The sequence below is a fragment of the Micromonospora sp. BL4 genome, assembly GCF_003667505.1.
GTDB lineage: Bacteria > Actinomycetota > Actinomycetes > Mycobacteriales > Micromonosporaceae > Micromonospora.
Genome location: NZ_RCVJ01000043.1, coordinates 18,032 through 44,084, shown reverse-complemented (window position 1 = coordinate 44,084; position 26,053 = coordinate 18,032). Strand labels below are relative to the sequence as shown.

At 72.8% G+C, this 26,053-nt stretch carries 23 protein-coding genes; 4 read left to right on the top strand and 19 right to left on the bottom strand.

Translation table 11 applies throughout. The features are described from left to right. Positions 1-4 precede the first annotated feature (4 nt). Positions 5-961: an iron uptake transporter permease EfeU gene (gene efeU, locus EAD89_RS01560; RefSeq protein WP_121674418.1), complete on the bottom strand. Its 957-nt coding sequence runs from the start codon at positions 959-961 to the stop codon at positions 5-7. A gap of 156 nt (positions 962-1,117) precedes the next feature. Between efeU and EAD89_RS30650 the strand changes: the two genes are divergently transcribed. Continuing rightward, the gene (locus EAD89_RS30650) at positions 1,118-1,270 is read left to right on the top strand and encodes a hypothetical protein (protein WP_172899004.1); all 153 of its coding nucleotides are present in this window, start codon (positions 1,118-1,120) and stop codon (positions 1,268-1,270) included. Between the two features lie 90 nt (positions 1,271-1,360). Here EAD89_RS30650 and ahcY read toward each other — a convergent pair whose 3' ends face one another. From ahcY to EAD89_RS01495, 13 genes are all read right to left on the bottom strand, one after another. Further along, a complete protein-coding gene (gene ahcY / locus EAD89_RS01555) occupies positions 1,361-2,860 on the bottom strand; it encodes an adenosylhomocysteinase (RefSeq protein ID WP_121653941.1) in 1,500 nt (499 codons plus the stop codon). A gap of 275 nt (positions 2,861-3,135) precedes the next feature. Beyond that, positions 3,136-4,299, bottom strand: coding sequence for a mannose-6-phosphate isomerase, class I (gene manA, locus EAD89_RS01550; protein WP_121674417.1), 1,164 nt, complete (start codon positions 4,297-4,299; stop codon positions 3,136-3,138). A gap of 3 nt (positions 4,300-4,302) precedes the next feature. Then, entirely contained in the window at positions 4,303-5,310 is a 1,008-nt protein-coding gene (locus tag EAD89_RS01545; RefSeq protein WP_121674416.1) for a cation diffusion facilitator family transporter, read from the bottom strand. 67 nt (positions 5,311-5,377) lie between these two features. Next, entirely contained in the window at positions 5,378-6,574 is a 1,197-nt protein-coding gene (locus EAD89_RS01540; RefSeq protein WP_121653938.1) for an SIS domain-containing protein, read from the bottom strand. Beyond that, positions 6,571-6,756: a Trm112 family protein gene (locus EAD89_RS01535; RefSeq protein WP_091394023.1), complete on the bottom strand. Its 186-nt coding sequence runs from the start codon at positions 6,754-6,756 to the stop codon at positions 6,571-6,573. The genes EAD89_RS01540 and EAD89_RS01535 overlap by 4 nt, the downstream gene beginning before the upstream one ends. A gap of 61 nt (positions 6,757-6,817) precedes the next feature. Next, the gene (locus EAD89_RS01530; RefSeq protein WP_121674415.1) at positions 6,818-8,203 is read right to left on the bottom strand and encodes a phosphomannomutase/phosphoglucomutase; all 1,386 of its coding nucleotides are present in this window, start codon (positions 8,201-8,203) and stop codon (positions 6,818-6,820) included. 68 nt (positions 8,204-8,271) lie between these two features. Next, the gene (locus EAD89_RS01525) at positions 8,272-9,336 is read right to left on the bottom strand and encodes a hypothetical protein (RefSeq protein ID WP_121674450.1); all 1,065 of its coding nucleotides are present in this window, start codon (positions 9,334-9,336) and stop codon (positions 8,272-8,274) included. 162 nt (positions 9,337-9,498) lie between these two features. After that, positions 9,499-10,131 carry an endonuclease V gene (locus EAD89_RS01520; RefSeq protein ID WP_233578097.1) on the bottom strand — a complete coding sequence of 211 codons (633 nt, stop codon included), beginning with the start codon at positions 10,129-10,131 and terminating at the stop codon, positions 9,499-9,501. A 140-nt stretch (positions 10,132-10,271) separates the two neighbouring features. Beyond that, positions 10,272-10,634, bottom strand: a complete 363-nt coding sequence (locus EAD89_RS01515) for a hypothetical protein (RefSeq protein ID WP_121674413.1) — start codon at positions 10,632-10,634, stop codon at positions 10,272-10,274. A 465-nt stretch (positions 10,635-11,099) separates the two neighbouring features. After that, on the bottom strand, positions 11,100-11,537 hold the full coding sequence (locus EAD89_RS01510) for a hypothetical protein (RefSeq protein ID WP_121674412.1): 438 nt from the start codon (positions 11,535-11,537) through the stop codon (positions 11,100-11,102). Further along, positions 11,534-16,030, bottom strand: coding sequence for a toxin glutamine deamidase domain-containing protein (locus EAD89_RS01505; protein ID WP_121674411.1), 4,497 nt, complete (start codon positions 16,028-16,030; stop codon positions 11,534-11,536). The genes EAD89_RS01510 and EAD89_RS01505 overlap by 4 nt, the downstream gene beginning before the upstream one ends. A 16-nt stretch (positions 16,031-16,046) precedes the next feature. Beyond that, positions 16,047-16,379, bottom strand: coding sequence for a hypothetical protein (locus EAD89_RS01500; protein ID WP_121674410.1), 333 nt, complete (start codon positions 16,377-16,379; stop codon positions 16,047-16,049). Then, on the bottom strand, positions 16,376-16,798 hold the full coding sequence (locus EAD89_RS01495) for a YbaB/EbfC family nucleoid-associated protein (RefSeq protein WP_121674449.1): 423 nt from the start codon (positions 16,796-16,798) through the stop codon (positions 16,376-16,378). Before EAD89_RS01495 ends, EAD89_RS01500 begins: the two co-directional genes overlap by 4 nt. Positions 16,799-16,876: 78 nt before the next feature. On the opposite strand from EAD89_RS01495, the gene EAD89_RS01490 reads away from it, so the two are divergent. Further along, positions 16,877-18,118 (top strand): SUKH-3 domain-containing protein, encoded by a 1,242-nt coding sequence (locus EAD89_RS01490; RefSeq protein ID WP_121674409.1) that lies wholly within the window; start codon positions 16,877-16,879, stop codon positions 18,116-18,118. On the opposite strand, the gene EAD89_RS01485 is transcribed toward EAD89_RS01490, so the two are convergent. Then, complete coding sequence (locus tag EAD89_RS01485; protein WP_121674408.1) at positions 18,115-19,554, bottom strand: aldehyde dehydrogenase family protein; 1,440 nt, start codon at positions 19,552-19,554, stop codon at positions 18,115-18,117. The genes EAD89_RS01490 and EAD89_RS01485 overlap by 4 nt on opposite strands. Positions 19,555-19,697: 143 nt before the next feature. Here EAD89_RS01485 and EAD89_RS01480 point away from each other — a divergent pair, with 143 nt between their 5' ends. Continuing rightward, positions 19,698-21,134, top strand: coding sequence for a gamma-aminobutyraldehyde dehydrogenase (locus EAD89_RS01480; RefSeq protein ID WP_121674407.1), 1,437 nt, complete (start codon positions 19,698-19,700; stop codon positions 21,132-21,134). A 3-nt stretch (positions 21,135-21,137) separates the two neighbouring features. Beyond that, positions 21,138-22,409, top strand: coding sequence for a 4-aminobutyrate--2-oxoglutarate transaminase (gene gabT, locus EAD89_RS01475; protein ID WP_121674406.1), 1,272 nt, complete (start codon positions 21,138-21,140; stop codon positions 22,407-22,409). A gap of 74 nt (positions 22,410-22,483) precedes the next feature. Here the strand turns inward: gabT and EAD89_RS01470 are convergent, their stop codons facing one another. From EAD89_RS01470 to EAD89_RS01455, 4 genes are all read right to left on the bottom strand, one after another. Further along, positions 22,484-23,161 carry a DUF5979 domain-containing protein gene (locus EAD89_RS01470; RefSeq protein WP_121674405.1) on the bottom strand — a complete coding sequence of 226 codons (678 nt, stop codon included), beginning with the start codon at positions 23,159-23,161 and terminating at the stop codon, positions 22,484-22,486. Positions 23,162-23,224: 63 nt separating this feature from the next. Continuing rightward, entirely contained in the window at positions 23,225-23,896 is a 672-nt protein-coding gene (locus EAD89_RS01465; RefSeq protein ID WP_121674404.1) for a M15 family metallopeptidase, read from the bottom strand. Next, the gene (locus tag EAD89_RS01460; RefSeq protein ID WP_121674403.1) at positions 23,893-25,023 is read right to left on the bottom strand and encodes a D-alanine--D-alanine ligase family protein; all 1,131 of its coding nucleotides are present in this window, start codon (positions 25,021-25,023) and stop codon (positions 23,893-23,895) included. The genes EAD89_RS01465 and EAD89_RS01460 overlap by 4 nt, the downstream gene beginning before the upstream one ends. Continuing rightward, on the bottom strand, positions 25,020-26,048 hold the full coding sequence (locus EAD89_RS01455) for a threonine/serine dehydratase (RefSeq protein ID WP_121674402.1): 1,029 nt from the start codon (positions 26,046-26,048) through the stop codon (positions 25,020-25,022). Before EAD89_RS01455 ends, EAD89_RS01460 begins: the two co-directional genes overlap by 4 nt. Positions 26,049-26,053 lie beyond the last annotated feature (5 nt).

Sequence of the window (26,053 nt, the reverse complement as noted above, 5' to 3'; positions counted from 1 at the left end):
GGGGTCAGGCACGCTGCGGCGTGGACGCCGCCTCGGCCCCGGTGCCGGTGTCGGCCCCGCGCTCGGTGACGGTGGTGGTGGTCGCGGTGTCGCTCGCGCCGGTCGTCGGGACCGCCTCGGCCGCGGGTCCGGTCGGCGCCGCGACGGGCGCCGGCGTACGACGGGCCGGGCGCAGGAAGAGCAGGAGGACCGGTACGGCGTACCCGATCCAGGCGATCGTCTCCAGCACGGTGGGCGCGGGGGTCACGTTGAACATCCCGGCGAGCAGCGCGGCGTACCAGGTGCTGGGGTCGAGCGTGGTGGTGATGTCGAAGGCCAGGTCGTTCAGTCCGGGTAGAACGCCGGCCTCCTGGAAGTCGTGCACGCCGTACTTGAGGATGCCGGCGGCGACCAGGATCAGCAGCGCCCCGGTCCAGGTGAAGAACTTGCTGAGGTTGATGCGCAGGGCGCTGGCGTAGAGCAGCACACCGAGGGCCACGGCGGTGGCGATGCCGCCGATCAGCGCGAGCAGCGGTCCGCTGTCGCCGGCCGCGCCCTGGGCGGCGGAGTAGAAGATCAGCGCGGTCTCCAGGCCCTCCCGGATCACCGCGAGGAAGGCCATCCCGGCGACCGCGAGGGACCCGACGGCCAGCGCCTCGGTGAGCTTGCCGCGCAGCTCGCCGGCGATGGTGCGGGCGGCCCGGCGCATCCAGAAGATCATCCAGGTGACGAAGACCACGGCGGCCACGGAGGTGATCGCCTCGAACAGCTCGCGGTCCTCGGAGCGGGCCAGCAGCGAGCTCGAGGTGTACTCGATCAGCCAACCGAAGAGCACCGAGAGCGCAACGGCCAGGGCGACGCCCGCCCAGACCTGGGGCAACCGGTCCCGACGCTGCGACTTCACCAGGAAGGCGACCAGGATGCTGACCACCAGGGTCGCTTCCAGACCCTCCCGCAGACCGATCAGGTACGTGGCGAACATCCGAGCTCCGAGATCATTAGGAACGCCTCAACTAACTTAGGGCAGCCATACCTTGCTCCTGTTCAGAGGCCTCGTCAAGTCGTTCTTGACGAGGTCACCGGCCCTGGGCGGATCGAGGATCAACCGGCGCCGCGCCGCTGTGAAAAGATGCCCGCCGTGAAGGCATTCCTGCCGTGGCTGGCGGTGCTGGCCGTTGTGCTGCTGCTCAGCGCCCTGCGCCTGCGGCCGCTGGCCACCGCCGTCTCGCTCGGCTGGCTGGCCTGGTGCGTCTGGACCTGGTTCCGGCCCACCCGCCGCCGATCGGGCTGACCCGGCGGCAACTCCGCCCGCCCGCACCGGGTGCGGAAACGACGAACCGGGCCGGCCGCGAGAGCAGCCGACCCGGTACGCGAGCGTCGATCAGTAGCGGTAGTGGTCCGGCTTGAACGGACCCTCGGTGGAGACGCCCAGGTAGGCGGCCTGCTCCTTGGTCAGCGTGCTCAGCTTGGCGCCGAGCGCGCCCAGGTGCAGTCGGGCCACCTTCTCGTCCAGGTGCTTGGGCAGCACGTAGACGCCGACCGGGTACTCCTCGGTCTTGGTGAACAGCTCGATCTGGGCGATCGTCTGGTTGGCGAACGAGTTCGACATCACGAAGCTCGGGTGCCCGGTGGCGTTGCCCAGGTTCAGCAGGCGGCCCTCGGAGAGCACGATGATGGCGTGCCCGTCGGCGAAGCGCCACAGGTCGACCTGCGGCTTGATGTTGACCCGCTCGACGTCGGAACGCTTGGCCAGACCGGCCATGTCGATCTCGTTGTCGAAGTGGCCGATGTTGCCGACGATGGCCTGGTGCTTCATCCGGGCCATGTGCTCGTTGGTGATGACGTTGAAGCAGCCGGTGGCGGTGATGAAGATGTCCGCCTGCTCGACCACGTCGTCCAGGGTGGCCACCTGGTAGCCGTCCATCGCCGCCTGGAGCGCGCAGATCGGGTCGACCTCGGTCACCACGACCCGGGCGCCCTGACCGCGCAGCGACTCGGCGCAGCCCTTGCCCACGTCGCCGTAGCCCATCACGACGGCCATCTTGCCGCCGATCAGCACGTCGGTGGCCCGGTTGATGCCGTCGATCAGCGAGTGCCGGCAGCCGTACTTGTTGTCGAACTTGCTCTTGGTCACCGAGTCGTTGACGTTGATGGCCGGGAAGAGCAGCGTGCCGGCGCGGTGCATCTCGTAGAGCCGGTGCACGCCGGTGGTGGTCTCCTCGGTGACGCCCTTGATGCCGGAGGCGATCCGGGTCCAGCGCTGGCCGTCCTCGGCGATCGAGCGGTGCAGCAGCTCGAGGATGACCGCGTACTCCTCCGAGTCCGCGGACTCGACCGGCGGAACGACCCCGGCCTTCTCGAACTCGGCGCCCTTGTGCACCAGCAGGGTGGCGTCGCCGCCGTCGTCGAGGATCATGTTCGGGCCCTGCCCGTCCGGCCAGGCGAGCACCTGCTCGGTGCACCACCAGTACTCCGGCAGGGTCTCGCCCTTCCAGGCGTAGACCGGGACGCCGGCGGGGGCCTCGGGGGTGCCGTCCGGGCCGACGACGATCGCGGCGGCGGCGTGGTCCTGGGTGGAGAAGATGTTGCAGGACGCCCAGCGGACCTGTGCGCCGAGGGCGACCAGCGTCTCGATGAGGACGGCGGTCTGGATGGTCATGTGCAGCGAGCCGGTGATCCGCGCGCCGGCGAGCGGCTGCGCCTCGGCGAACTCCCGACGGATCGACATCAGGCCGGGCATCTCGTGCTCGGCGAGCTGGATCTCCTTGCGCCCGAACTCGGCGAGCGACAGATCCGCCACCTTGAAGTCGCCCTCGGCGAGGGTGCTCGGCCGGGCCTCGGACGGCGTACCGCTGGCGGACGCCGGGAGGGTGCTGGTCATGAAAGCTCCTGTCGAACGATGTCTGCGCCGACCTTCCACCTTACGCGCGCCTGCGACGGGCGCCCGGGGGACGGTCGGCGAACAGCGCACGGGGCGGTCGGTGATGGACAGAAATTCTGTCCACTCCCGCCGCCCCGTGCATCCCCCCGGTTTGGTTCCCCGCACGTTGTCGGACCGTCGTCGCGATAACGCTGCGTACTCATAGAGTCACACTCCGGCACGACAGCGTCAAGCTATTCCGGGAAAGTCGGACTTGTGGCGTGGCGGCGAGGGCGTCAGCGCAGCCCGGCGGTGGCCACGTACGCCTCACCGTCACCGCTGATCCGCAGCGGCTCGCCGGCCGCGGTGCCGATCGCGGCCTGGCCGGACGCGAGCGTCACCGCGCCGGCGCCGTCGTCCACGGTGACCGATCCGGCGCTGCAGAGCACCACCCGGGGCCCGGGGAGCGGCAGCGTGACCGACGGCACGGTCGTTCCGACCCGCACCCGGTGCAGCGCGAAGTCGTCCACCGGCACCGACCAGCAGTCCAACCCCGGCCCGACCGGCTGAGCGGTCCGTACCGGATCCTCCAGCACCTCGAACCGCAGCACCCGCAGCAGCTCGTCGACGTCGACCCGCTTCGGGGTCAGCCCGCCGCGCAGCACGTTGTCGCTGGCCGCCATGATCTCCACTCCACAGCCGCTCAGGTAGGCGTGCAGGTTGCCGGCGGGCATCCAGATCGCCTCCCCCGGCGTCAGCCGCACGTGGTGCAGCAGCAGCGCGACCAGCACGCCCGGGTCCCCCGGGTAGGCCACGGCCAGCCGGGCGGCCAGCTCCGCGTCCGGACCGTCGACCGACGCCGCCAGCACGGAGCCCAGCAACTCGTCGCGCTCCGCGACCGGCCAGGCGAGCAGCGTCTGCACCGCCGTGCGCAGCCCCGCCGGCCCCGTCCGCAACGCGGCGACGACCGGCGCCAACGCCGGTACGTCGAACGCGGCGAGCGCCTCGGCCGACACCGTCGGGTCCCGGAACCCGCACAGCGCCTCGAACGGGGTGAGCGCCACCAGCAGCTCCGGCTTGTGGTGCGGATCGGAGTAGTTGCGCTCCGCCGGAGGGCGGCCCGCGTCCGCCGCGTAGCCCACCCGGGCCTGTTCGGCGTCCGGGTGGGCCTGCAGGCTCAGCGGAGCGTCGGCGGCGAGCACCTTGAGCAGGAACGGCAGCCGGGTGCCGAAGCGCTCCGACACCCGCTGGCCGAGCCACTGCCCCGGCTCGTCACGCACCAGGTCGCAGAGGCTGACCCGGAGACCGGCCCGATCCACGCTGGCCGGTGCGCCCGGGTGGGCGCCCAGCCACAGCTCCGCCTCCGGGCCGGCACTGGGCACCGGCCGCCCCTGCAACAGGGCGATCGCGGAGCGGGACCCCCAGGCGTAGTCCCGGATCGGCCCGTAGAGCAGTTCCACCCGTCAGCCCCCGGGCCGCCCGGCCGCCTCGCCCGACGCGTTCTGGGGTTGCGGTACGGCGGTGTCGGCGGCGGCGCCGGTGCCGGCCTCGGCCGCGGCGGCGCTGAAGATGTCCGGCTCCAGGTAGATCACCCGGGCGATCGGCACCGCGACGCGGATCCGCGCTTCCACGGCGTTGATGCCCCGGGCCAGATCCTGGGCGCTCTCGCAGGCCGGCACCCCGATCTTCGCGGCCACCATCAGCTCCTCCGGCCCCAGGTAGAGCGTCTTCATATGGATGATCCGCTCCACCTCGGGGCCATCGGTGATCGCACGCTCGATGGCCGCCACCTCGGTGGCTTCGGCGCCCTCACCGAGCAGCAGACTCTTGGTCTCGATGGCCAGCACGACGGCGATGGTCACCAGCAGAATGCCGATCATGGCGGTGCCGGCCGCATCCCAGCGGCCGTTGCCGGTGATCAGAGTCATCCCGACGCCGAACAGCGCGAAGACCAGACCGACCAGCGCGCCGAAGTCCTCCAGCAGCACCACCGGCAGCTCCGGCGCCTTGGCCCGGCGGATGAAGCGCACCCAGGACTGGTTGCCCCGGATGTGGTTGGACTCCTTGATGGCCGTCCGGAAGGAGAACGACTCCATGATGATCGCCGCCACCAGCACGACCACCGGCAGCCAGTGCCAGGACTTGATGCCCTCCTCGTGATCCCACTTGTGGTACGCCTCGTACAGGGCGAACAGGCCACCGACGCTGAACAGCACGATCGACACGATGAACGCGTAGATGTAGCGCTCCCGGCCGTACCCGAACGGGTGCTGCGGGGTCGCCTCCCGCCTGGCGCGCTTACCACCGAGCAGGAGCAGGCCCTGATTGCCGGAGTCGGCGACCGAGTGGATCGACTCGGCCAGCATCGACGACGAACCGGAGAGCAGGAACGCGATGAACTTGGTGACGGCGATGCCGATGTTGGCCAGCAGGGCGGCGACAATCGCCTTCGTCCCGCCGTTCGCGCTCACGCCACCGCTCCGCTTCGCCGCGCCGCGTTGCCCGGTGCGCGCGTGCCGCGTCGCCGCCTAGGTCCGTTCACTGGTTCGACAGCTCCTTCATCTCGGTGATGGCGGGGACCGCCATCGGGTCCAGTCCGTGGGCCAGGGCGAGGTAGATCGAGGCGAAGTCCGGTACGGCGATGAGCGAGGCCAGCCGCTCCAGCGCGGACCCACCCTCGGCGGTCACCACGTCGCAGCGCACACCGCGGCGTTCGGCGAGGGTCTGCACCGCGTCGGCCCGGCGCTCCTCGACGGCCAGCGGCTCGTCCGTGTCGTCCTCGGCGTTGAGCCCGCCGTCACGCAGCAGCACCAGCCGCAGCCGGGTCCCCTCGCCGTCGTCCTCCGCACGATCGGCGAAGATGTCCCGCTCCCCCTCGGCCAGGCCACCGAAGACACCGTCCAGCAGCCCGACCCGGCCCCGGCCGGCTTCGCCGAGCGCCCCGGTGACCACCGGGTAGCGGGCGTTCGCCGACAGGGTGTCGCCGAACCGGCGGGCCGCCACGGTGGCCAGCGGGGATGAGCCCCAGACGATCGGGACCGAGCCGGCCAGGCCCAGGGCCAGCGACTTCGCCGGGTTGACGAAGGACTCCGCGGTGGACCGGCAGCGGTCCGCGTCCGCGTCCAGCCGGGCCGCGGTCTCCGCCAGGTCCGCCTCGTTGACCTTCACCAGCCCGAGGGTACGGGCGGCGAGCAGGACCGGCACGGTGAGCGCCCACAGGCTGGCCCGGGCCGGAGCGCGCCGGGGCACCGGGATGAACGGCGCCCGGGCCCGCTCGGCGACCGACTGCAACTGCGAGTCGGGTGCGCCCACCGCGACCAGCCGGGCGCCACGCCGGTGCGCCGCCTCGGCGGCGCCGAGCGCCTCCGGGCTGCGGCCGGACGCGCTCACCGCGATGACCACGTCGGCCGCGCCGACCCAACCGGGTACGCCGGCGCTGCGGTGCGCGATGACCGGCACCGGGCAGCGCGGCCCGGCGACCGTGGCCAGCACGTCCCCGGTACGCCCGGCGGTGCCGATGCCGGCGATCACCACGGCCCGGGGCCGCCCGTCGTCGGCGAGCACCGCAAGGTTCGCCTCGGCGGCCAGTGCGGCCGACTCGCGGACCTGCGCGCCGGCCGAGGCGGTGTGCCGGAGCATGCCACCCGGGTCGTGCTCGGCCAGTGCCTCCGGGCTGTCGAGCAGGGCCTCGTCGGCGTCGCGACGTCCGCTGACCCCGGCCGTACCGTCGATCATGACGACTGCCCGGGGCCGCCGCGCGCCTCGTCGAGCAGCAGCACCGGCACGTCGTCACGGACCTCGAAGATCCGGCCGCACTCCGTGCAGGTCAGCGTCTGCGCCTCGGCGTCGTAGGTGAGCGGGGCGTGGTGCGTGTCCGGACAGGCGAGGATCTCGAGCAACTGCGGATCCAGGGCCATGGCGCGGCTCCTTCCACGTGTGCGGCTTCACCGGCGGCGGTGCCGACCGGCGCAGGCGATCTTATCGGCGAACCCGGCCCAGCACCTCGTCGCGGAGCGAGACCATCCGCTCGCGGGTGGGCGCCTCCACGTTGAGCCGCAGCAACGGCTCCGTGTTGGAGGCTCGCAGGTTGAACCAGGCCCCGTCGGGGAAACGCAGGGTGAGCCCGTCCATCTCGTCGGCCACCCCCTCGGGGTACGCGGCCCGCACCTCGGCCACCGCCGCCGCCTGGTCGACGACCGTCGAGTTGATTTCACCGGAGGCGACGTAGCGCTCGTACTCGCCGGCCAGCACGGACAGGGGCAGCGACTGCTCGCCGAGCGCGGCCAACGTGTGCATCGCGGCGAGCATCCCGGTGTCGGCGAACCAGAAGTCCCGGAAGTAGTAGTGCGCGGAGTGCTCCCCGCCGAAGACGGCGTTGGTGCGGGCCATCTCCGCCTTGATGAAGGAGTGCCCGACCCGGGCGACCACCGGTTCCCCACCGTGCTCCCGGATGATCTCCGGCACCGCGCTGGACGTGATCAGACCGTGGATCACCGTGGAGCCCGGGTGCTTGGCCAGCTCACGTGCGGCGACCAGGGCGGTGATCGCCGACGGCGAGACGGGCTCACCGCGCTCGTCCACCACGAAGCAACGGTCGGCGTCGCCGTCGAAGGCCAGCCCGATCTCGGCGCCGTGCTCGACCACGGCGCGCTGGAGGTCGACCAGGTTCGCCGGGTCCAGTGGGTTGGCCTCGTGGTTGGGGAAGGTGCCGTCCAGCTCGAAGTAGAGCGGCACGATGTCCAACGGCAGGGCCGACAGGGCGGCGTCGCCGAGGACCGTGGGGACGGTGAAGCCGCCCATCCCGTTGCCGGCGTCGACCACCACCTTCAGTGGCCGGATGCCGGAGAGGTCGACCAGCTTGCGCAGGTAGGCGGCGTAGTCGGGCAGCAGGTCCCGCCGCTCGGCCGGCCGGACCGGCTCGCCGGCCGGGCGGGCCGCGCCCGAGTCCAGCAGGGCCTGGGCCCGCTCACGGATCTCCGCCAGACCGCTGGCCTGGCCGATCGGCCGAGCACCGGAGCGACACATCTTGATGCCGTTGTACTGCGCGGGATTGTGACTGGCGGTGAACATCGCGCCGGGCAGATCGAGGGAGCCGGACGCGAAGTAGAGCAGGTCGGTGGAGGCCAGCCCGATCTCGATCACCGAACGCCCCTCGGCGCGTACGCCGGCGGCGAAGGCCGCGGCCAGCCCGGGCGAGGTGGCCCGCATGTCGTACCCGATGACGACCGCGTCGCCCGGCTCGTCGGTGCTGTTGAGCAGCTGGGTGAAGGCCGCACCGAGGGCTTCGGCGACCCGTTCGTCCCACTGGTCCGGCACCGTCCCTCGGACGTCGTACGCCTTCACGATCTGGGACAGACCAGACACAGGTTCCGCTCCTTGGCCGCAGGTTCCACCGGACCTGAGCGTATCGGAGGGTCAGGGTCGGACCCCGCTCAGCCGGGGAGCCGAGGCATGAACACGGTGTGGTCGCCCCCGCCCTCGGCGGGCGGGTCGTCGGGCCCCGACTGGCCACCCGGAGTACCCGGCATGGCCTGCGTCGCCTCGGGCGGCGACGCGGGCCCGGCCGGGCGGGCGCCGTAGACCCCGCCGGTCGCGGGCCGGGGAGCCGGCACCGCGCCGTAACCGCCGGGCGGCGGCTGCTGCCCGTACACCGGGCCGGGCTGGCCGGGCACGGCCGGCGACCCACCACCGGAGCGGTAGGTGGTGCCGCCGGGGTTGCCCGGCAGCGGCGCGGTCAGGTCGTCGGTCGGCTTCCGGTCCTGACGCGAGCGACGGAACAGCAGCACGATGAGCAGCAGTCCGACCGCCACCATCGCGATGCCGAAGAACATCACCGGCGAGCCGCCGGACGATTCGGCCGCGGTCGCCGTGGTGTCGGGCCCGCGGGACACGCCACCCAGCGCGGCCTCGTTCACCGCGTCGCCGGCCGGAGCGGCCTCGGTGGTCACCCTCGGGGTGGGCGACGGCTTCTTCGACGGGGTCGGCGTGGGCGAGGCGGAGGCCCGGCTGTTCAGCTTCGACGAGTCGGAACCCCGACCCAACTCCTGCCCGGCCGCGCTGAGCGCCACGCCGGTCACCGCGAGCCGCCCAGCCGGCGCACCGGCGGCGAACGCCACCCGGTACCGCACGGTGATGCCCTTGCCCTTGCACAGGGTCGGCTTCGCCGGCGAGGTCTGCCCGGTCGCCACGCTGCCGCCACCGCCGGCGACAGGCACCGGGAACCAGCGCCCACCCGCGTTGACGTGCACCGCCACCTGGTCCGGCCGGAGACCCTCAAGGCGCAGGCCCAGGGCGGTACGCAGCAGGACGCACCCGTCGGAGCGCTTGCGCACCGCGACGTTCACCCCCTGCGGGGAGCCGCCGGCGGCGAAGCTGCTGGCCGCACCCACCCGGACGGAGTCGTCGTCGGCCAGCGCGGGCGACGCACCGAGCATCACCAGGCCGCCCACCAGACCACAGACCGTCGCGAGACGCGCCACGCGCCGACGTACCGTCATGATCACCTCACCGTTCCTCCCCGGGTGGGGTCCGCGGTCAGGCTACTACCGGGCCACCCCCACCACCGGTCATAGAGCGGCCCGCATGTGTGCGGCGTTACGGTTTGCCACCCCGACCCGCCGACCTGCCACGCTCGCCCCGTGCCGTCGCTTCCCGGCTGGTCAGACCGCACCGGCGAGGGCGTCCCGGCAGAGCCGGTCGGCGGTGCGGGTGGTCTCCGGCAACCGGTAGCGCGGCGTCAGCGCGAGCACCTGCGCGGTGGCGTTGGCCAGACTCATCCGGTGCCCGACGCTGACGAAGACCGGCTTCACCCCGGCCTGGGTCCGCAGCACCCGGCCGACGACGTCGCCCCCGTCACGCAGCGGCGACCAGGCACCCCGCTCGGTGGGCGGCGGCGCCCACTCGCCGACCAGTGGCGTCTTCCCCACCCCGATCGCGGGCAGCCCGGTGACCACCCCAAGATGACAGGCGAGCCCGAACCGGCGCGGATGGGCCAGCCCGTGCCCGTCGCAGACCAGCAGCGCCGGAGCGGTGGTCAGCCGGTCCAGCGCGGCGAGCAACGCAGGCAGCTCACGGAAGGCGAACAACCCCGGGACGTAGCCGAACGCGGGCCGGCCCACGCTGACCGCGGAATCCACCACCGCCAACGTCCGGGCGTCCAGCACGGTCACCGCCGCCGCGAGAAGGTCGCCGCTCTTCGCGTACGCGACGTCCAGGCCAGCCACCGTGGCCGGCGCGGCCGGCCCCGGCCCCACCAGGTCGACCAGCGGCCGCAACTCCTCCTGCACGGCCACCGCAGCCGCCACACTGCGCGGCCCCGCCCCCTGCCGCGCCTCCGCCCCCGCGTCCGCGTCCGGCCATGATCCACTCGGGTTCAGCGGAATCGGGCTGTCCCACCGCCCTCGATGCCGCGATATTCCTGATCCGGAGTCGTTCATCCTTGGCGCGAGCCGCCGGCGTCGTCCTCAGTGGCGTTGTCCTCCGGCCCGCCGCGGGTCGGGCCGCTCCCGGTGGCGCCGTCGCCGTCGCCCGGGCCACCGTCGGCGACGTCGGTGCTGCCAGCCCGGTCTCCGTCGTTGGCGCCGGCACTGCCACCCCGGTCACCGGTGTCGGCCTGCTCCTCGGCGCGATTCTTCGTAGCACCGAAGGCGATCGCGAAGGCGATGCCGATCGCGACACCGAAGGCGACGCCGCCCGTCGAACCGAACACGGGGATGCCGATCGCCAGACCGAGCAGGATGCCCACCGGCCAGGCCCAGGCATGGGACTTGCTGCTCTCCGTCTCGGGCTCTGCCATCCCTCGATGTTATTCGGCGCGGCAACGTCCTTTCGCCACCAACCTGCTGACGTCTGAGAGGCTGCCTCACTTGTGCGACCTCTGCGGTTGTGTGGCCCCCGCTCCGTATCACCGATGGGGCCACCCACCCGGTCGGACGTGCTGTCCGACCAGTCGGAGCGCCTCGCCGGTCTTTGCGCCCACTCAGGCGGTGGCTGCCCCTTCCGTACGCCCCAGTCAGGCGGTGGCTGCCCCTTTTCGTGCGCCCGCCGTCCACGCCGCCCTGGCCTGACGCTTAATTCGTCGTTTTTGCCCGATCCATCCGCCCTGTCAACCGCTGATCAACTCGTTATCGCTGACATGGGGGTATCCCAACGCCGTGATACCGCGATATCGGCGAAACCGAGTCGATCAAGCCGCTCGATGCGGCTCAGGCCCACAGTCACCAAGGCGGGCCCGGGCCGAGGCCGGCGCAAGCATGTCCGACTAACTAGCCGCCAGCTCGGGGTCCGCGCCTGGGTCACCGGCAGCGCGCAGCTGCTCCTCGAACATGACGAACGTCCGCTGCCGGATGCCCCGGATGAGAGCCTGCTCTTTCGGCGTCAGATGACGCCCCTCGGCGTCTGCCTGATCCTCGATCGACCGCACCGTCTCATAAAGCGCGAAGACAGGCCCCTCACCACGAAGGTAATGAGCCCGGAACGCCTCGACTTCCTGCACGAAGTCCTCCCGGGTGCGGCCGAAAATCTCGCCGCCGACGCCGAGCGTGATCTCCACAAAGAGGTCGTTCTTTTCCTGCCACCCGCCGGTGTCGATACCCACCCGCCATACCCGGGCGCCACCGTCAGGGGTCTCCACGATCTTCACCGGCGACTGGTAATAGAGGTAGAAGGAGGGAAGCACCAGGCTGGGCATTTCCGTCATCCGGACTTCTCCTCGTACGTCGACTGCAACGCTTGCCAGAACAGTTGTTGCTCGCGAACACGGATGCCATCTGTGATCGCCCGCTCACGTGGTGTCAAGGCTCGCATCTGCACGTCAGCGAGGGCTTCCACATCACGACGCACCTCGTAAAGCACATGCTCCCAAACTGCTACAGCATCAAGCGCGGCCAGGTGTAGGCGGAGCTCAGCTATGTGCCCGTTTCGCATCCGCAGCCCGAGCTGCACATCCCGGTAGCCGCTGCTCATCGGGAACACGAATCTGTCCTCGAAGCTCACGATCACGACGTCTGGGTGATCGCGCAACCGAGCCAGAGCCACGTAAAGATCATCGAGGCAGCGGAACTCGACCTTCGCGGCGGCAAGGTCGAGCAGCTTCGACGCATCACCCTGATGCTTGTGCACCTTGTCCAGAGCCCGACGACGATCCTTGGGCTCAGGACGCCAGCCGGGCTCACCGACACGTAGGTCACCGACCTGAGCCAGTGACACCGCGAGTTGGTTCAGCTCGACTTGCGCCACGGCTGCCGCAGAGTAGAGGTCGTCGAGGTAACGGCTTGCATAGGCAACGTCGACGCGCCGACGATCATCGAAGCCTGCCTGCGCGATCGGACCCTGCTGCACCTGAATGCTCGCGCTGACCACTCGCTGCTCGTCGGTGAGGGGCGTCGGATTCGGCTGAGGCACCCCCTGGGTGCTCCTTGCCGACAACGTCGCAGCGTCCTGCCGGGAGACGTCGTCGAGCACCTCTGCCAAGACGTCGATCGCCTGCTGATGATCCGCCAGGTGATGCAGGGTCAGCGGGCGAGCCGTCAGCGAGTTCGCGAGTTCCGGCGTGGTCAGGATCATGCGCACCAGATCCGGTTGCCGTACCAACTGCCGGACCAGGGTCTCGGCCAGCTTCGGCGCGGTCGGCGGCGGCTCCCGTTCGGCGCTGTCCAGCATGTCGCGGACCCGGTCGTCGGCGAACAGCCGCGTCAGGTCCCGGGCCGACGCCTCGTCCAACTCCGGCACCAGCCGCCGCAGGGTCGGCAGATCCACGGTCGTCGCGAACTGGGCGGGACTCACCCCGGCCGCGAAGATCTCGTCCAGGCTGCCAGCCACCGATACAGCTCCAGCCGGGCCGCCTCTCGCTGCCACCTCCTCGTGAGCGCGGTCCGACGGCTCGGCCTCCTGCGATGGCGAGGGCTTCTCAGCCGAGCCCGGGCCGTCCAGCAGCAGGTGCATCCGGTTGATGTACGGGTCGCCGTGACCGCCGTCCTCGTTTGCCGGCGGATGGTCCGGCAGGTCGGGGCGTTCACTGAACCGGCCTCGGGGCAGCCCGCCGAGCGGCATCGGCCGGCCGTCGCCGCTCAGCACCAGCGCGTCGATGCCGACCACGTCGGGGTATAGCGGCCGGTCCCGGATGAGGCCGGTCTGCGGGTCGACGTAGAGGACCGTGCCGTTCTGGTTGAGCGCCACCCAGGCGTGCGAGCCACCGTGCGCCCACTCGGTGACCAGGAAGGCGTAGCTGCCGTGGCCCCCCAGCAGCAGTTGGTCGTGCAGGTTGGCGTAGCTCCGCTCGGCGGTACGCCGTGCCTGCTCCGGGTGCGGCCGTTGGCCGGTGGGCGGGGCGAGGAGTTGCTGGAAGCGGCCACCGGTCACGTCCTCGACCCGGCCCGGGCCGCCCGCCTCGCCGCGGATCGGGCGGCGGGTGTCACCGTCCAGGTAGCCGTCGAAGGTACGCGGCGCCGACACCCGTGGCCGTCCGTGCACCCATGTCTCGAACAACGACAGGGTGCAGTCGAGGCAGTTGATGCCCCGGGTGGCGTCGGCTCGGGGACCGCCGTCGTTCAGGAGCCGGAACCAGCCGCCGCGGCGGGGATCGGCGGTGCGGGTGACGGTGCCGTCCGGCTCGCGGGGCATCCGCCGTTCGACGTCGACCTGATGGAGGGCCAGCGGCGGTCGGAGCCCGCCGGGCCGCCCGTACGGACGGGAGTCGTCGATCGGCGGCGGCACGTCGTCGCCGGTCAGCACCGACCGGTCGACGGTCTCCACCGCGCCGAGGGCGAGGGCGCCGACGTCCTCGTTGGCCTGCCGGAAGTGGGCGTCGCCGATGTCCACGACCCGTGGCGCCGTGGTGCCGGCCAGCACCGCGTCGGCCAGGTCATGCCATTCGGAGTACGCCCGCAGCTCGTCGTACGCGGTCCGCTGCCAGCCGTCGGCCCAGCGCGGGTGACCCGCTTGGCGCAACTGCCGGGCGTAACTGGAGTACTCGGCGGCGCGGCGGTCGTGCTCCGCGGCCCGGGCGCGCATCCGACCGGCCTCGGACTGCCGGCGGTTGTTCTCGAACGAGGTCCGCTGCGACTCGTAGTAGCCCTGGTACCGCTGCCGCTCGACGGCGTCCGCCTCGGCGGCCCACCGGGCCGCGTACCAATCGCTGTCTTGCGGGGCGGGCAGCGACGGGTCGTCGAACGCCGCCACGTCGGCGGGGATCGGCGCCCGGCCGCGAGCCGGATGCGCGGGTACGCGGACCGGCGCGGGCGCGTCCCGGGCCGGGGAGCGCGAGGGTGCGGCGTTCCCATAGCGGCCCAGTCCGGTGGCCGTTGTGCTCCAAGCGCCAGTGAACGGCGCACCGGGCGGAGTCCCGGCGCTCGGCGGCGAGCCGGTCGACGTGACCGGCGGCGGTGGACCGGACACGGTGGGGGCAACCGCCCCGGGGGTGCTGGCGTGCGGGCTGGCCGGGGCACCGGCGGCCGGTCCGCTGATCGCCTCGAGGCTTGCGGGCGCGGGCGCGGCGACCGAGGAGAGCGTGGGATCGGCGGCCACGGGGAAGGACGTGGGGTCGGCGGCGACCGGGGACGACGCAGCCGATCGGTCGGCCGCAGGCATCACGGGCACGCCGCCCGGCTCGTCCGACGACGGCCCGGTCGCGGGTGGAAGCAACGCATGGGCCGGGCCGTTTGCGAGCTCGGACAGCCCGGTGGCAGCCGGTGGCGACGACCCGTTCGGGGCTTGCGCCAGGTCGACCGCGTGCGGCAGGCCGGCGCCCGAGTACGGCGGATCCTCTCCGCGCACCGGAGGCCCGTGATCGGTCTCGGGCGAGGCGACCACGTCCACCCCGGCGACGAAAGCCGACGCCTGCGCCGGAACGACCGACGATGGAGCAGCCGAGGACGGAACAGCCGACGACGGAACAGCCGACGACGAACCGACCGAAGACGGAACAGCCGAAGACAAACCCACGGAGGACGAACCCACCGAAGACGATCCCAACGAGGACGGATCCGCTGAAGACGAATCCACCGAGGACTCGACCGCCAGGGAGGGATCCGCACCGGTCGAAGCCACCGCAGAAGCCGCCTCAGCGGGAAAGGCCGCCTCGGAAGAGGCCACCTCGGAAGAGGCCACCTCGGAGGAGGCCACCGCGGCAGGAGTGACCGGTGCGAGGGAGGGTCCGGTGGGTGGAACCCCGTTGAGGGCGGCGGTCTGCGCGTCGAGCCGGGCGTGCAACGCGCGGTCGGCCTGCCCGGTCGCCGAGCCGGTGGCCCCGGACGCGGCGGCCCGCACCGCGTCCTCCACGGAGGTCAGGCCCTGACCGGTGGCGAGGCTGGCGGCGCTCTCGGCCAGCATTTCGCCGGTCATCTCCCGACCGAGGTGCTCGCCGACCCGTGCCGCGCGCCCGGTCGCGTGCCGGCCGAGTCCGGCCAGCGGCGCTACCGCCCCGCCGGCGAGCCCACCGACCGCCGACGCGCCGAGGTCGGTGAGGTCGAGGCCATGCGCGCGTCCGGTCGAGTTCTGGTACGCCTGGGTGGCGAGGCTGACGCCGGCCTCCTCCGCCGCCTCCTCCAACCCTCCACGGGCGGCGCGCGTGGCCAGCCCACGCACACCGCCCCGCGTGACCTCCTTGGCCGCCCGCTCGCCGGCCTCCTTGAGCCCGTGCTTGAGGGACTTACTGGCCAGCTGTCCCATCAGCCGCTTGACGATCTGCTGGATCAGCAGCCGGGTCGCGGTGATCGCCGCGCCGGCCGCAGGGGATGCGGCACCGGCGGTGAGCAGGGCCGCCACCGCGACCGCGAGCAGCTCGATGACCAGGATGCCCAGCTCGATCCAGACTTCCAGCTTGGCCCCCTCGATGTCGCAGCCACATTCCTCGACCAGGCGGCCCAGGTCGGCGGTGACCGCGAGCAGCACCGGCAGCGGCGCGTCGTCGCCCTCGGCGATCGCCCGCCAGGCCGCCTCGAACGCTGCGTCGACCATTCCGACGCCGCCGTATCCGCTGCGTACCTCGGCGGCGGCCGCGGCGGCGTCGGTGTGCGGGCCGGCGAGCAGGGCGGCGACGTCGTACCACCGGTCGGCGACGTCCCAGACGGCCCGCTCGTTCCCCTCGGGCCACTGCACGCCGACCGCCCAGTCGAGGGCCTCGTAGATCCAGCCGGGCACGTCCCAGGGTGCGTAGTCCAGTGGGTGCGGAATCGGGCTGGGCAGCACGCTCATCCGGGTCGGCCCGCCGTCAGCGCTGGTCGGCGGCCCGGTCGAGCCGGGCGGCGCTGGTCCCGTCGGTCTGCACGCTCGCGTCGACGGCGCGGACCACGTCGGTGCCCAGCTCGGCGAGTCGGTGCCCGACGCCCGTCCAGGCCCGCAGGACGGTCTGCTCGATGCCGCGGTAGTTCCGCTCGAACGCGGCGCCGATGTCGTCGCGGCCCCAGGGCCGCGCGGCGCTGGCGGCCTCGATCTCGCCGCCCTCCGCCGCGCGGCGGGCCGTCACCGCCTCGCCGGCGAGCGCCAGATCGGCACCGCCCCGGCGGGCCCGGCCCGGATCGAGCCAGAGCTGCTCGGCGGTCATACCGCCCCCTCGCCCCGCCCGAGCACGGCGTCGGCACGGCCGAGCAGCGCGCCGTAATCACCGGTACGCAGGAACTCGGCCGACCCGGAGCCGGTCGGCATGCTGCCGGCCACCAGCTCACGGGTGGCTTCGGTGGCGGCGGCCGTGGCGGCGCGGACCGTCTCGGTGATCTTCCGGCTCAGCGCCCCGGCGTCCCGGTCCCGGTAGACGGCCGGGTCCAGCTCGACCGCGACCACCTCGCCGCGGGCGCCCACGGTCGCGCTCACCTGACCGTCGGCTGACCGCCGGGTCACCCGCAGCTCGGCGAGACGCGTCCGCAGATCGTCCAGGTTGGACCTGAGCTGCTGGTACTGGCCGTACACGTCGTCGAATCGGGCCCGTAGCTCGCGATTGGCGTCCCGGTCCGCGCGTTCGCTCACCGCCGCTCCTCCCGTCACCGTCGGTAGGGCGAACCATACCGGCTGCCACGGGTCCGCGTAGTCCGGTAGTTTCGGTGCGTGATCGACCGCCAACAGGCCGAGCAGCTCGCGGCCGCCTGGGCCCACCGGGATTCCCTGCGCCTCGGCTACGAGTGCACGCCGACGGTCGACGAATTCGACCTCGGCTACGTCATCCTGTCCACTGTGGCCACCCGGGAGCGGGCGCTCCCCGGCGACCTGCCGACCACCGTGGTCGACAAGGCGACCGGCGAGGTGACCACGTGGCCGCGGGTGCCGACCCAGGTCGTGGCGGAGATGTACCGGCGCAGCCGGCCCGAGGGCCCCACCGCCCCGCGCACCGTCGAGCCGGAGGGCCGGCTACTGCGGGAGATCCACCGGCTGCCGACCCCGGACACCGTCGCGCACCTGACCGTGGGAGGTCGGATCTGGACGGCCCAGGGCGCGAAGGGCGACGTACGACTGCGTCACCATCCGCTGGTCCGGGCCTACCTGGACGGGCTGCCGGCCGGTGCGCTGGTGCGCGGCGGCGACCGGCACGCCGAGCTGATCGTCGTCTCCGACGTGCTGCACGAGTACGACCACCGCCGGGCCGCCGAGGGCATCGCGCCGATGGGTCCGGGCGAGGCGGCGACGCTGTTGGAGGACGCCCGGTTCGAGACCTTCCGGGTGCGCGAGCCGGGCGATCCCGCCGGCGGTCCGGCCGAACGCCCCTGCGATTCCTGCATCAACTTCCTGGTGCACGCCAACGTGTTGCCGATCTCGCAGCGGGCCTTCTCGCAGCCCTGGCACCCGGAGGCCGCGCCCGACCCCGACCCGGGCCGCTTCCCGCCGGAGGTCACCAACGCGCTGGTGGCGGCCGGTTGGCGACCGCACATCGGGGACCAGCTCATGGCCGCCGCGGCGGTGCGGGACGTCACCGCCGTGCCGGGGCGGGCCCATCAGCACGCGGTCTTTCCCGCCGCGGTGGAGGCGCTGACCGCGTTTCCCAGCCTGGTCGGCGCGCGGCGCGGCCCGGGCGAGCAGGTGTGGATCTCCCGCTTCGACATCCGCCCGCACACCATCGCGCGCACCGCCGACACGCTCGCCGACTTCGGGACGGTGCTCGGCGTACGGCTCTTCCCGATCGGCACCGAACAGCAGGACAGCATCCTGGCGGTGGACGAGCGTGGCCGGGTCTTCGCACTGGACCAGGCCGGCGAGTGGTTCCTCGGCGACACCATCGACGCCGCGCTGATCACCCTGCTGCTCGGCCGTGCCCCCGCCCGGGTCCGTGACGACGGCACCTGGCAGATCGGCTAGAGCGCGAGCCCGGTCAGCACCATGACCCGCGGTTCGGTGTAGTCGTCCATCGCGCTGCGCAGCCCCTCCCGGCCGACGCCGCTGCCCTTGACCCCGCCGTAGGGCATCTGGTCCGCCCGGTACGACGGCACGTCGCCGACGATCACCCCGCCGACCTCCAGCGACCGGGCGGCGGCGAAGGCCACGTCGAGACGGTGGGTGAACACGCCCGCCTGCAACCCGTACGCCGAATCGTTGACCGCCGTGAACGCGGCCTGGTCGTCGGCGACGGGGGCGACCACGAGCACCGGGCCGAACACCTCCTCGGCGACGACCTTGGCGCCCGCCGGCACGCCGGTGAGGACGGTCGGGGGGTACGTCGCGCCGTCGCGCTCGCCGCCCACCTCGACGGTGGCGCCGGCCGCCACCGCCTCGGCCACCCACGTCTCGACCCGGCGGGCCGCGTCCTCGGACACCATCGGGCCGACGTCGGTCAGTTCCGAGGCCGGATCGCCGGTACGCAGCGCGCGTACCGCCGCCACCAGCCGGGGCAGGAAATCGGCGAAGAGTTCGTGGTGCACGTACACGCGTTGGACGGCGATGCACGACTGGCCGGCCTGGTAGTTGGCGAAGGTGGCGATCCGCTGCGCGGCGAAGGTCAGGTCCTCGTCGGTCGTCCAGTCCGCGCAGATCACCGCGGCCGCGTTCCCGCCCAGCTCCAGCGTCACGTGCTTCTCCGGCGCCTGCCGGCGGATGGCCGCGCCGACCGGCCCGGAGCCGGTGAACGACACGACCGGCAGTCGGGGGTCGGTGACCAGTTCGGCGGCGCGGGAGTTCGGCAGTGGCAGGACGGAGAACATGCCGGCCGGCAGCTCGGTCTCGGCCAGCAGCTCGCCGAGCAGCAGCGCGGACAGCGGCGTCGCCGGGGCCGGCTTGACGATGATCGGCGCGCCGACCGCGATGGCCGGCGCCACCTTGTGCGCGACCAGGTTGAGCGGGAAGTTGAACGGCGTGATGCCCAGCACGGGCCCCTTGGGCACTCGCCGCACCAGCGCGATCCGCCCGTTGGCGGCCGGGTCGGTGTCGAGGCGTTGCAGTTCCCCGGAGAAGCGCCGAGCCTCCTCCGCCGCCCACCGGAAGGTGGAGACGGCCCGCCCGACCTCGGCGCGGGCCCATTTCACCGGCTTGCCGTTCTCGGCGGTGATCAGCGCCGCGACCTCGTCGGCGCGGTCGGCGAGCCGCCGGGAGATGTGGTCCAGGGCCGCTGCGCGCGCGTGTGCGGGCAGGGCCGCGGCCTGCGCGGCCACTGCGGCCGCCGCGGCGACGGCGGCCTCGACCTGGTCGGTCGTGGCGAGGGTGGTACGCCCCACCGCGCGACCGTCGAACGGGTGGTGGACGGTCAGTTCGCCCTCGCCATGGGCGGGGCGGGAGGCGACGAAGAAGGCTGCGGGCTCCACGCCGAGCAGCGTAGACGAGAGAGCAGCCGACGGAAACAGTCGCCGCAGCCCTTGTCTGCCGCGAATTCAGTAGCCAAGATGGCAGACAGATTGCGATAACCGCCGCCGACCGCACCCCGACCCCCTTCGGGAGAGATCCAGTCATGAGTGACCAGCAGCAGCTGCGCAACTTCGTCAACGGCTCCTACGTCGAACCGGTCGACGGCGGCTACGCCGACCTGATCGACCCCTGCACCGGTGAGGTGTTCGCCCAGGCCCCGGTGTCCGGCGTGGCGGACGTGGACGCGGCGATGACCGCTGCCGCGACCGCTTTCGAGAGCTGGCGGGAGGTCACCCCGGCCGAGCGGCAGCGGGCCATGCTCAAGCTCGCCGACGCGGTGGAGGCCCGGGCGGCGGAGCTGGTCGACGCCGAGGTCCGCAACACCGGCAAGCCGCGCCAGCTCACCGTCGAGGAGGAGCTGCCGCCGGCGGTGGACCAGTTCCGCTTCTTCGCCGGCGCCGCCCGGCTGCTGGAGGGGCGGTCCGCCGGGGAGTACCTGGCCGGCCACACGTCGTACGTGCGACGCGAGCCGATCGGTGTCTGCGCCCAGGTCACCCCGTGGAACTACCCGCTGATGATGGCGGTCTGGAAGATCGCCCCGGCGCTCGCCGCCGGCAACACGGTGGTGCTCAAGCCGTCGGACACCACGCCGGTGTCGACGCTGCTGCTGGCCGAGATCGCCGCGGAGTTCTTCCCGCCGGGCGTGTTCAACGTGGTCTGCGGTGACCGGGACACCGGTCGTACCCTCGTGTCGCACCCGACCCCGCAGCTGGTGTCGATCACCGGCTCGACCCGCGCGGGCATGGAGGTCGCCGCCGCGGCGGCCCCCGACCTGAAGCGGACCCACCTGGAGCTGGGCGGCAAGGCCCCGGTGGTGATCTTCGACGACGCGGACGTGGCGGCGGCGGCCGAGGCCATCGCGATGGGCGGCTACTTCAACGCCGGGCAGGACTGCACGGCGGCCACCCGGGTGCTTGCCGGGCCGGGCGTCCACGACGACTTCGTGGCGGCGCTCGCCGAGCAGGCCCGCGGCACGAAGACCGGCGCACCGGACGACGCCGACGTGCTCTACGGCCCGTTGAACAACGCCAACCAGCTCGCCCGGGTCAGCGGTTTCGTCGACCGGCTGCCGGACCACGCGGCGATCCAGACCGGGGGCTCCCGGCAGGGCGAGCGGGGCTACTTCTACGCGCCGACCGTGGTCTCCGGGCTGCGCCAGGCCGACGAGATCATCCAGGACGAGGTGTTCGGGCCGGTGATCACCGTGCAGCGGTTCTCCGACGAGGACGAGGCGGTGCGCTGGGCCAACGGCGTCGACTACGGCCTCTCGGCGTCGGTCTGGACGAAGGACCACGGTCGAGCCATGCGGATGACCCGGCGGCTCGACTTCGGCTGCGTCTGGGTGAACACGCACATCCCGTTCGTCTCCGAGATGCCGCACGGCGGGTTCAAGCACTCCGGGCACGGCAAGGACCTCTCGGTCTACAGCCTGGAGGACTACACCCGGATCAAGCACGTCATGCACAACATCGAGGGCTGAGCCATGCCGTCCTCCGAGGAACTGCGCAAACGGCGCGGCGGCGCCGTCGCCCGGGGTGTCGGCAGCGTCATCGGGTCCTACGTGGACACCGCCGGCGGCGGGACGCTCACCGACGTGGACGGCCGCGAGTGGATCGACTTCGCCGCCGGCATCGCGGTGACGAGCGTCGGCAACTCCGCGCCGAAGGTCGTCGAGGCGGTACGGGCGCAGGTCGAGCGGTTCACCCACACCTGCTTCATGGTCGCGCCGTACGAGTCGTACGTGGCGGTGTGCGAGCAGCTCAACGCGTTGACGCCCGGCGGGTTCGAGAAGCGCTCGGCCCTGTTCAACTCCGGGGCAGAGGCGGTGGAGAACGCGGTGAAGATCGCCCGACACGCCACCGGACGGCCGGCGATCGTCGTCTTCGACCACGCGTACCACGGCCGCACCAACCTGACCATGGCGTTGACCGCGAAGAACATGCCGTACAAGCACCGGTTCGGGCCGTTCGCCGGTGAGATCTACCGGGTGCCGATGTCGTACCCGCTGCGCGACGGTGGGCTGTCCGGCGCGGACGCGGCGGCGCGGGCGATCGAGATGATCGAGAAGCAGGTCGGCGCGGAGAACGTCGCCGCACTCCTGATCGAGCCGATCCAGGGCGAGGGCGGCTTCGTGGTGCCCGCGCCGGGTTTCCTGCCGGCACTGCGCGACTGGGCGACGGCGGCCGGAGTTGTCTTCGTCGCCGACGAGATCCAGACCGGTTTCTGCCGCACCGGCGACTGGTTCGCCAGCCAGCACGAGGGCGTCGAGCCCGACCTGGTCACCCTGGCCAAGGGCATCGCCGGTGGCCTGCCGTTGGCGGCGGTGACCGGCCGGGCCGAGCTGATGGACGCGGTGCACGTCGGCGGGCTCGGCGGCACGTACGGCGGCAACCCGCTCGCCTGCGCCGCCGCGCTGGCCACCATCGAGACCATGCACGAGCTGGACCTGGCCGGCGCGGCACGCCGGATCGAGGCCCTGCTGGCGCCGCGGCTACGGGCCATCGCCGAGCGGGACCCCCGGATCGCCGAGGTACGCGGTCGGGGCGGGATGCTCGCCGTCGAGCTGGTGCAGCCGGGCACGCTCGTTCCCGACCCGTCGGCCACGGCGGCGGTCTCGGCCGCCTGTCACGCCGCCGGCCTGCTCACCCTGACCTGCGGCACGTACGGCAACGTGCTGCGCTTCCTGCCCCCGCTGGTGATCTCCGACGGACAGCTCAACCGCGGCGCCGACATCCTCGACGCCGCCTTCGGCTGACTCCGAGGCAGGGGCCCCTCTCCGGCTCCGAGGCAGGGGCCCCTCCCCGGACGGGGCCCCTGCTCATCACAGGGTCAGCGGAGCACCTCGACGGTGTTGCGGCGGACCACGTTCTTCCCCGGCTCACGGATCTGGTCCATGGCCGCGGTGTTGAGCAGCACGCAACTGCCCGACACGCCGGTCACCGTCACCGTGGTCGCCCGGTTGTTGTCCAGGTTGGTCACCCGCAGCCGCGTACCCACCGGGAACTGCCCGCTGGTCGCCGCCGGCGCGGCGTTCTCGGCGAAGAAGGTGACCGAGCCCGAGCAGGCCGAACGGGGCGCCGGGCCCGGCGCGCCGGGAGACGCGGCACCGGGGCGGACCGTTTCGGCTGCCGGCGGCCCGGCGGGCGGCGCGGCCTCGCCGTCGAGCCGCTCCACCACGTTGCGGCGGATCACGTTCTTTCCGGGCTCACGGACCAGCTCCATCGCGGCGGCGTTGAGCAGCACACAACTGCCCGACGGGCCGGTCACCGTCACCGTGGCCGCCCGGTCGTTGTCCAGATTGGTCACTCGCAGGCGCGTACCCACCGGGAACCGGTCACTGGTCGCCGCCGGCGCGCCGCCCTCCGCCGAGAAGGTGACCGAGCCCGTGCAGGCGGACTGCCGGGCCGGTGCGGTGCCGGCGAACCCGAAACCGGTCCCCACCGCCACGCCTCCCGCGGCGAGCACCGCCACGGTCGCTGCCAGCACGTGCTTGCGCTGCACCCTCATCGCCGTCACTCCCGTCCTCGGTGTGTCCTTCACCGCCTGGTACGGATGGGAGCGCCCTACCGTTCAGCCCACACGGGCACCGATCGACGTGGCGGCCAGGTCCACCGGCCCGTACCGGGTGCGCGATGCCCCGGTGGTCAGCGCCCAGTAGCGGTCCCCGTACGACCAGTGCCACCACTCGGTCGGGTAGTTCACCAGCCCGGCGCCGCCGAGCGCGTCCACCATGAGCTGCCGGTGCCGCCGGGCGGCCGCGCCGATGGTGGGAGCGTCGGTGAAGCAGGCGTCCGCGCTGTCCTCCGGCGTGGCGTCGACGGCCGTGCCCAGGTCCAGCTCCACGCCGTCGTCGGTGCACAGGGTCAGATCCACCGCCCCGCCGGTGCTGTGCGGGGCCACCTCGACCGGCGACACGAACTTGGTGGTCTCCCGGTGCAGCCGCTCCGGGGTCCAGTCCGGATGCCGCCGGCGCAGCTCGTCCCGGTAGCCGGTGAAGATGGCCAGCTGCGCCCGGTACGGCCGGTACCCCTCGATGACCAGCAGGCGCACCCCGCTGGGCAGCGCACGCTGCGCGGCCAGCAACCGGTCCGCGACACCGGCGCGCAGCCGGGCGTACGCGCCGGACGGGTCTGCCGCGCGTTCGTCCAGCCGCAGCTCCGGCAGCTCACGCAGGTCCACCAGCGGGTCGCCGTCGTCGCCGCCGGGCACCGCCGCCACCCGGGGGTCGGACAGCAGGATCATCGGGCGCCCCGGACAGCGGTCGCGGCGCGCTTCGCGTGCCGGGTACGGGCCAGCTCGACCAGCCGGTCCACCACCTCCCGGTAGCCGACGCCGGCCGCCGCCCACACCTTCGGGTACATGGAGTGCGCGGTGAAGCCGGGCATCGTGTTCAGCTCGTTGACGTACAGCTCACCGGTCGTCTCGTCGTACAGGAAGTCGACCCGGGCCAGGCCCCAGCCGCCGATCGCGGCGAACGCGCGCAGCGACAGCTCGCGAACCCGCTCGGTCACGTCGTCGGGCAGCACCGCCGGGACGATCATGGGGTCGGCGTTCCCGAAGTACTTCTGCTGGTAGTCGAACCAGCCGCCGGCGACGCGCACCTCGCCCACCGCCGACGCCTCCGGGCGCCAGCCGCCGAGCACCGCGCACTCCAGCTCACGGCCGGTGACGCCCTGCTCGACCATGACGAGCTGGTCGTGGCGGAGCGCCTCCTCGATCGCGGCGGCCAGATCGTCGCCCTCCGCGACCCGGGAGATGCCGATCGAGGAGCCCATGCTGGCCGGCTTGACGAACAGCGGGCGACGCAGCCCCAGCACCAGCTTCTCCGGGTCGTCGGTCGCCCGGTAGGTGTGCGCGTCGAACGCGACGTGCGGGGTGATCGGGATGCCGTCGGCGCGCAGCGCCCGCTTCATCGCCACCTTGTTCATGCCCACCGCCGAGGCCAGGATGCCGCACCCGACGTACGGCACGTCCAGGGACTCCAGCAGCCCCTGCACCACCCCGTCCTCACCGAACGGACCGTGCAGCACGGGGAAGACCACGTCCAGCTCCGCGTGCACCGCGCCGGGGGCGTTCACCGCGGACACCTGCACGGTGCCCGGGCGGGGACCGGCGCGCAGCTCGACCGCCGGCCCGGTCACCGTCAGCCGGTCGTCGATGGCCCGCTCGGCGGCGGGCCGGTCGCGCAACTCGGCCAGCACCGCGTCCGGCACCAGCCGGAACCCGCCGGTGCGGGTGACACCGATGGCGACCGTGCGGTATCCCCCGCCGGCCAGCGCCCGGGCCACGCCGAGCGCGGAGGCGCAGGAGACCTCGTGCTCCGCCGACGGGCCACCGAACAGGATTCCGATCCGAATCGGCGCGCTCATGCCGCCGCTCCTTCCACAGTCGTCACCTCGGCGAGCCGCTGGACCGTCAACCGGGCCACCAGCTCCGCCTCCACGTTTCCGCCGGTCAGCACCACGCCGACCGTTCGATGCCGCCGCACACCGGCCTCGGTGGCGAGCCGCAGCGCGCCGGCCAGACCGGCCGCCCCGGACGGCTCGACCAGCACCTTCAGCTCCATCAGGAGCAGCCGGAAGGCCGCCGCGATCTCCTCGTCGTCGACCCGGACGACCCCGCGCAGGGCGGTCCGCAGGATGGCGAACGGCAGTTCACCCACGCAGGACGGCCGCAGCCCGTCGGCGATCGTGGGCGCCGGCGCGACCGGAACCCGCTCGCCGGCCGCGAGGCTGCGCGCCAGGGAGTCGCAGCCCACCGGCTCCACGCCGTACACCTCGATGCCGGTGCCGGCGGCGGCCAGGCAGGCGCCCGCCACCCCGCCGCCACCACCAACCGGAACCACCAACGCGTCAAGCGGTGTGCCGGCGCGCTCGGCCTGCTCGATCAGCTCCAGGCTGGCGGTGCCCTGCCCGGCGATCACGTCCGCGTGGTCGTACGCGTCGATCACGGGGTGACCGGTCTCGTCGGAGAGCCTCCGGGCCGCCGCCACCCGCTCCTCGACGCCGGTGCCGGCGAACACCACCCGCGCGCCGGCCGCCCGCGCCCGCTCGACCTTGCTCGGGGACGCGTCGACCGGCAGCACCACGGTGGCCGTGAGCCTGTGCTGCCGGGCCGCCAACGCCACCGCCACCGCGTGGTTGCCGGTGCTCTGCGCGATCACCCCGTCCTGGCCGGCCGCGGCGAGCCGGCCGACCGCCCGTAGCGCGCCGCGCATCTTGTACGAGCCGCCGTTCTGGAGGTTCTCCGCCTTGAGCAGGACCCGGGCCCCGGCCAGCCGGTCGATCACCGGGGATCGCAGCACCGGAGTACGGACCACCCGGCGGGACAGCCAGCGGGCGGTCTCCTCGATGTCGGCGCGGTGCAGGACGGCCGGCGCGGCGGTGGGTGACATGGGTT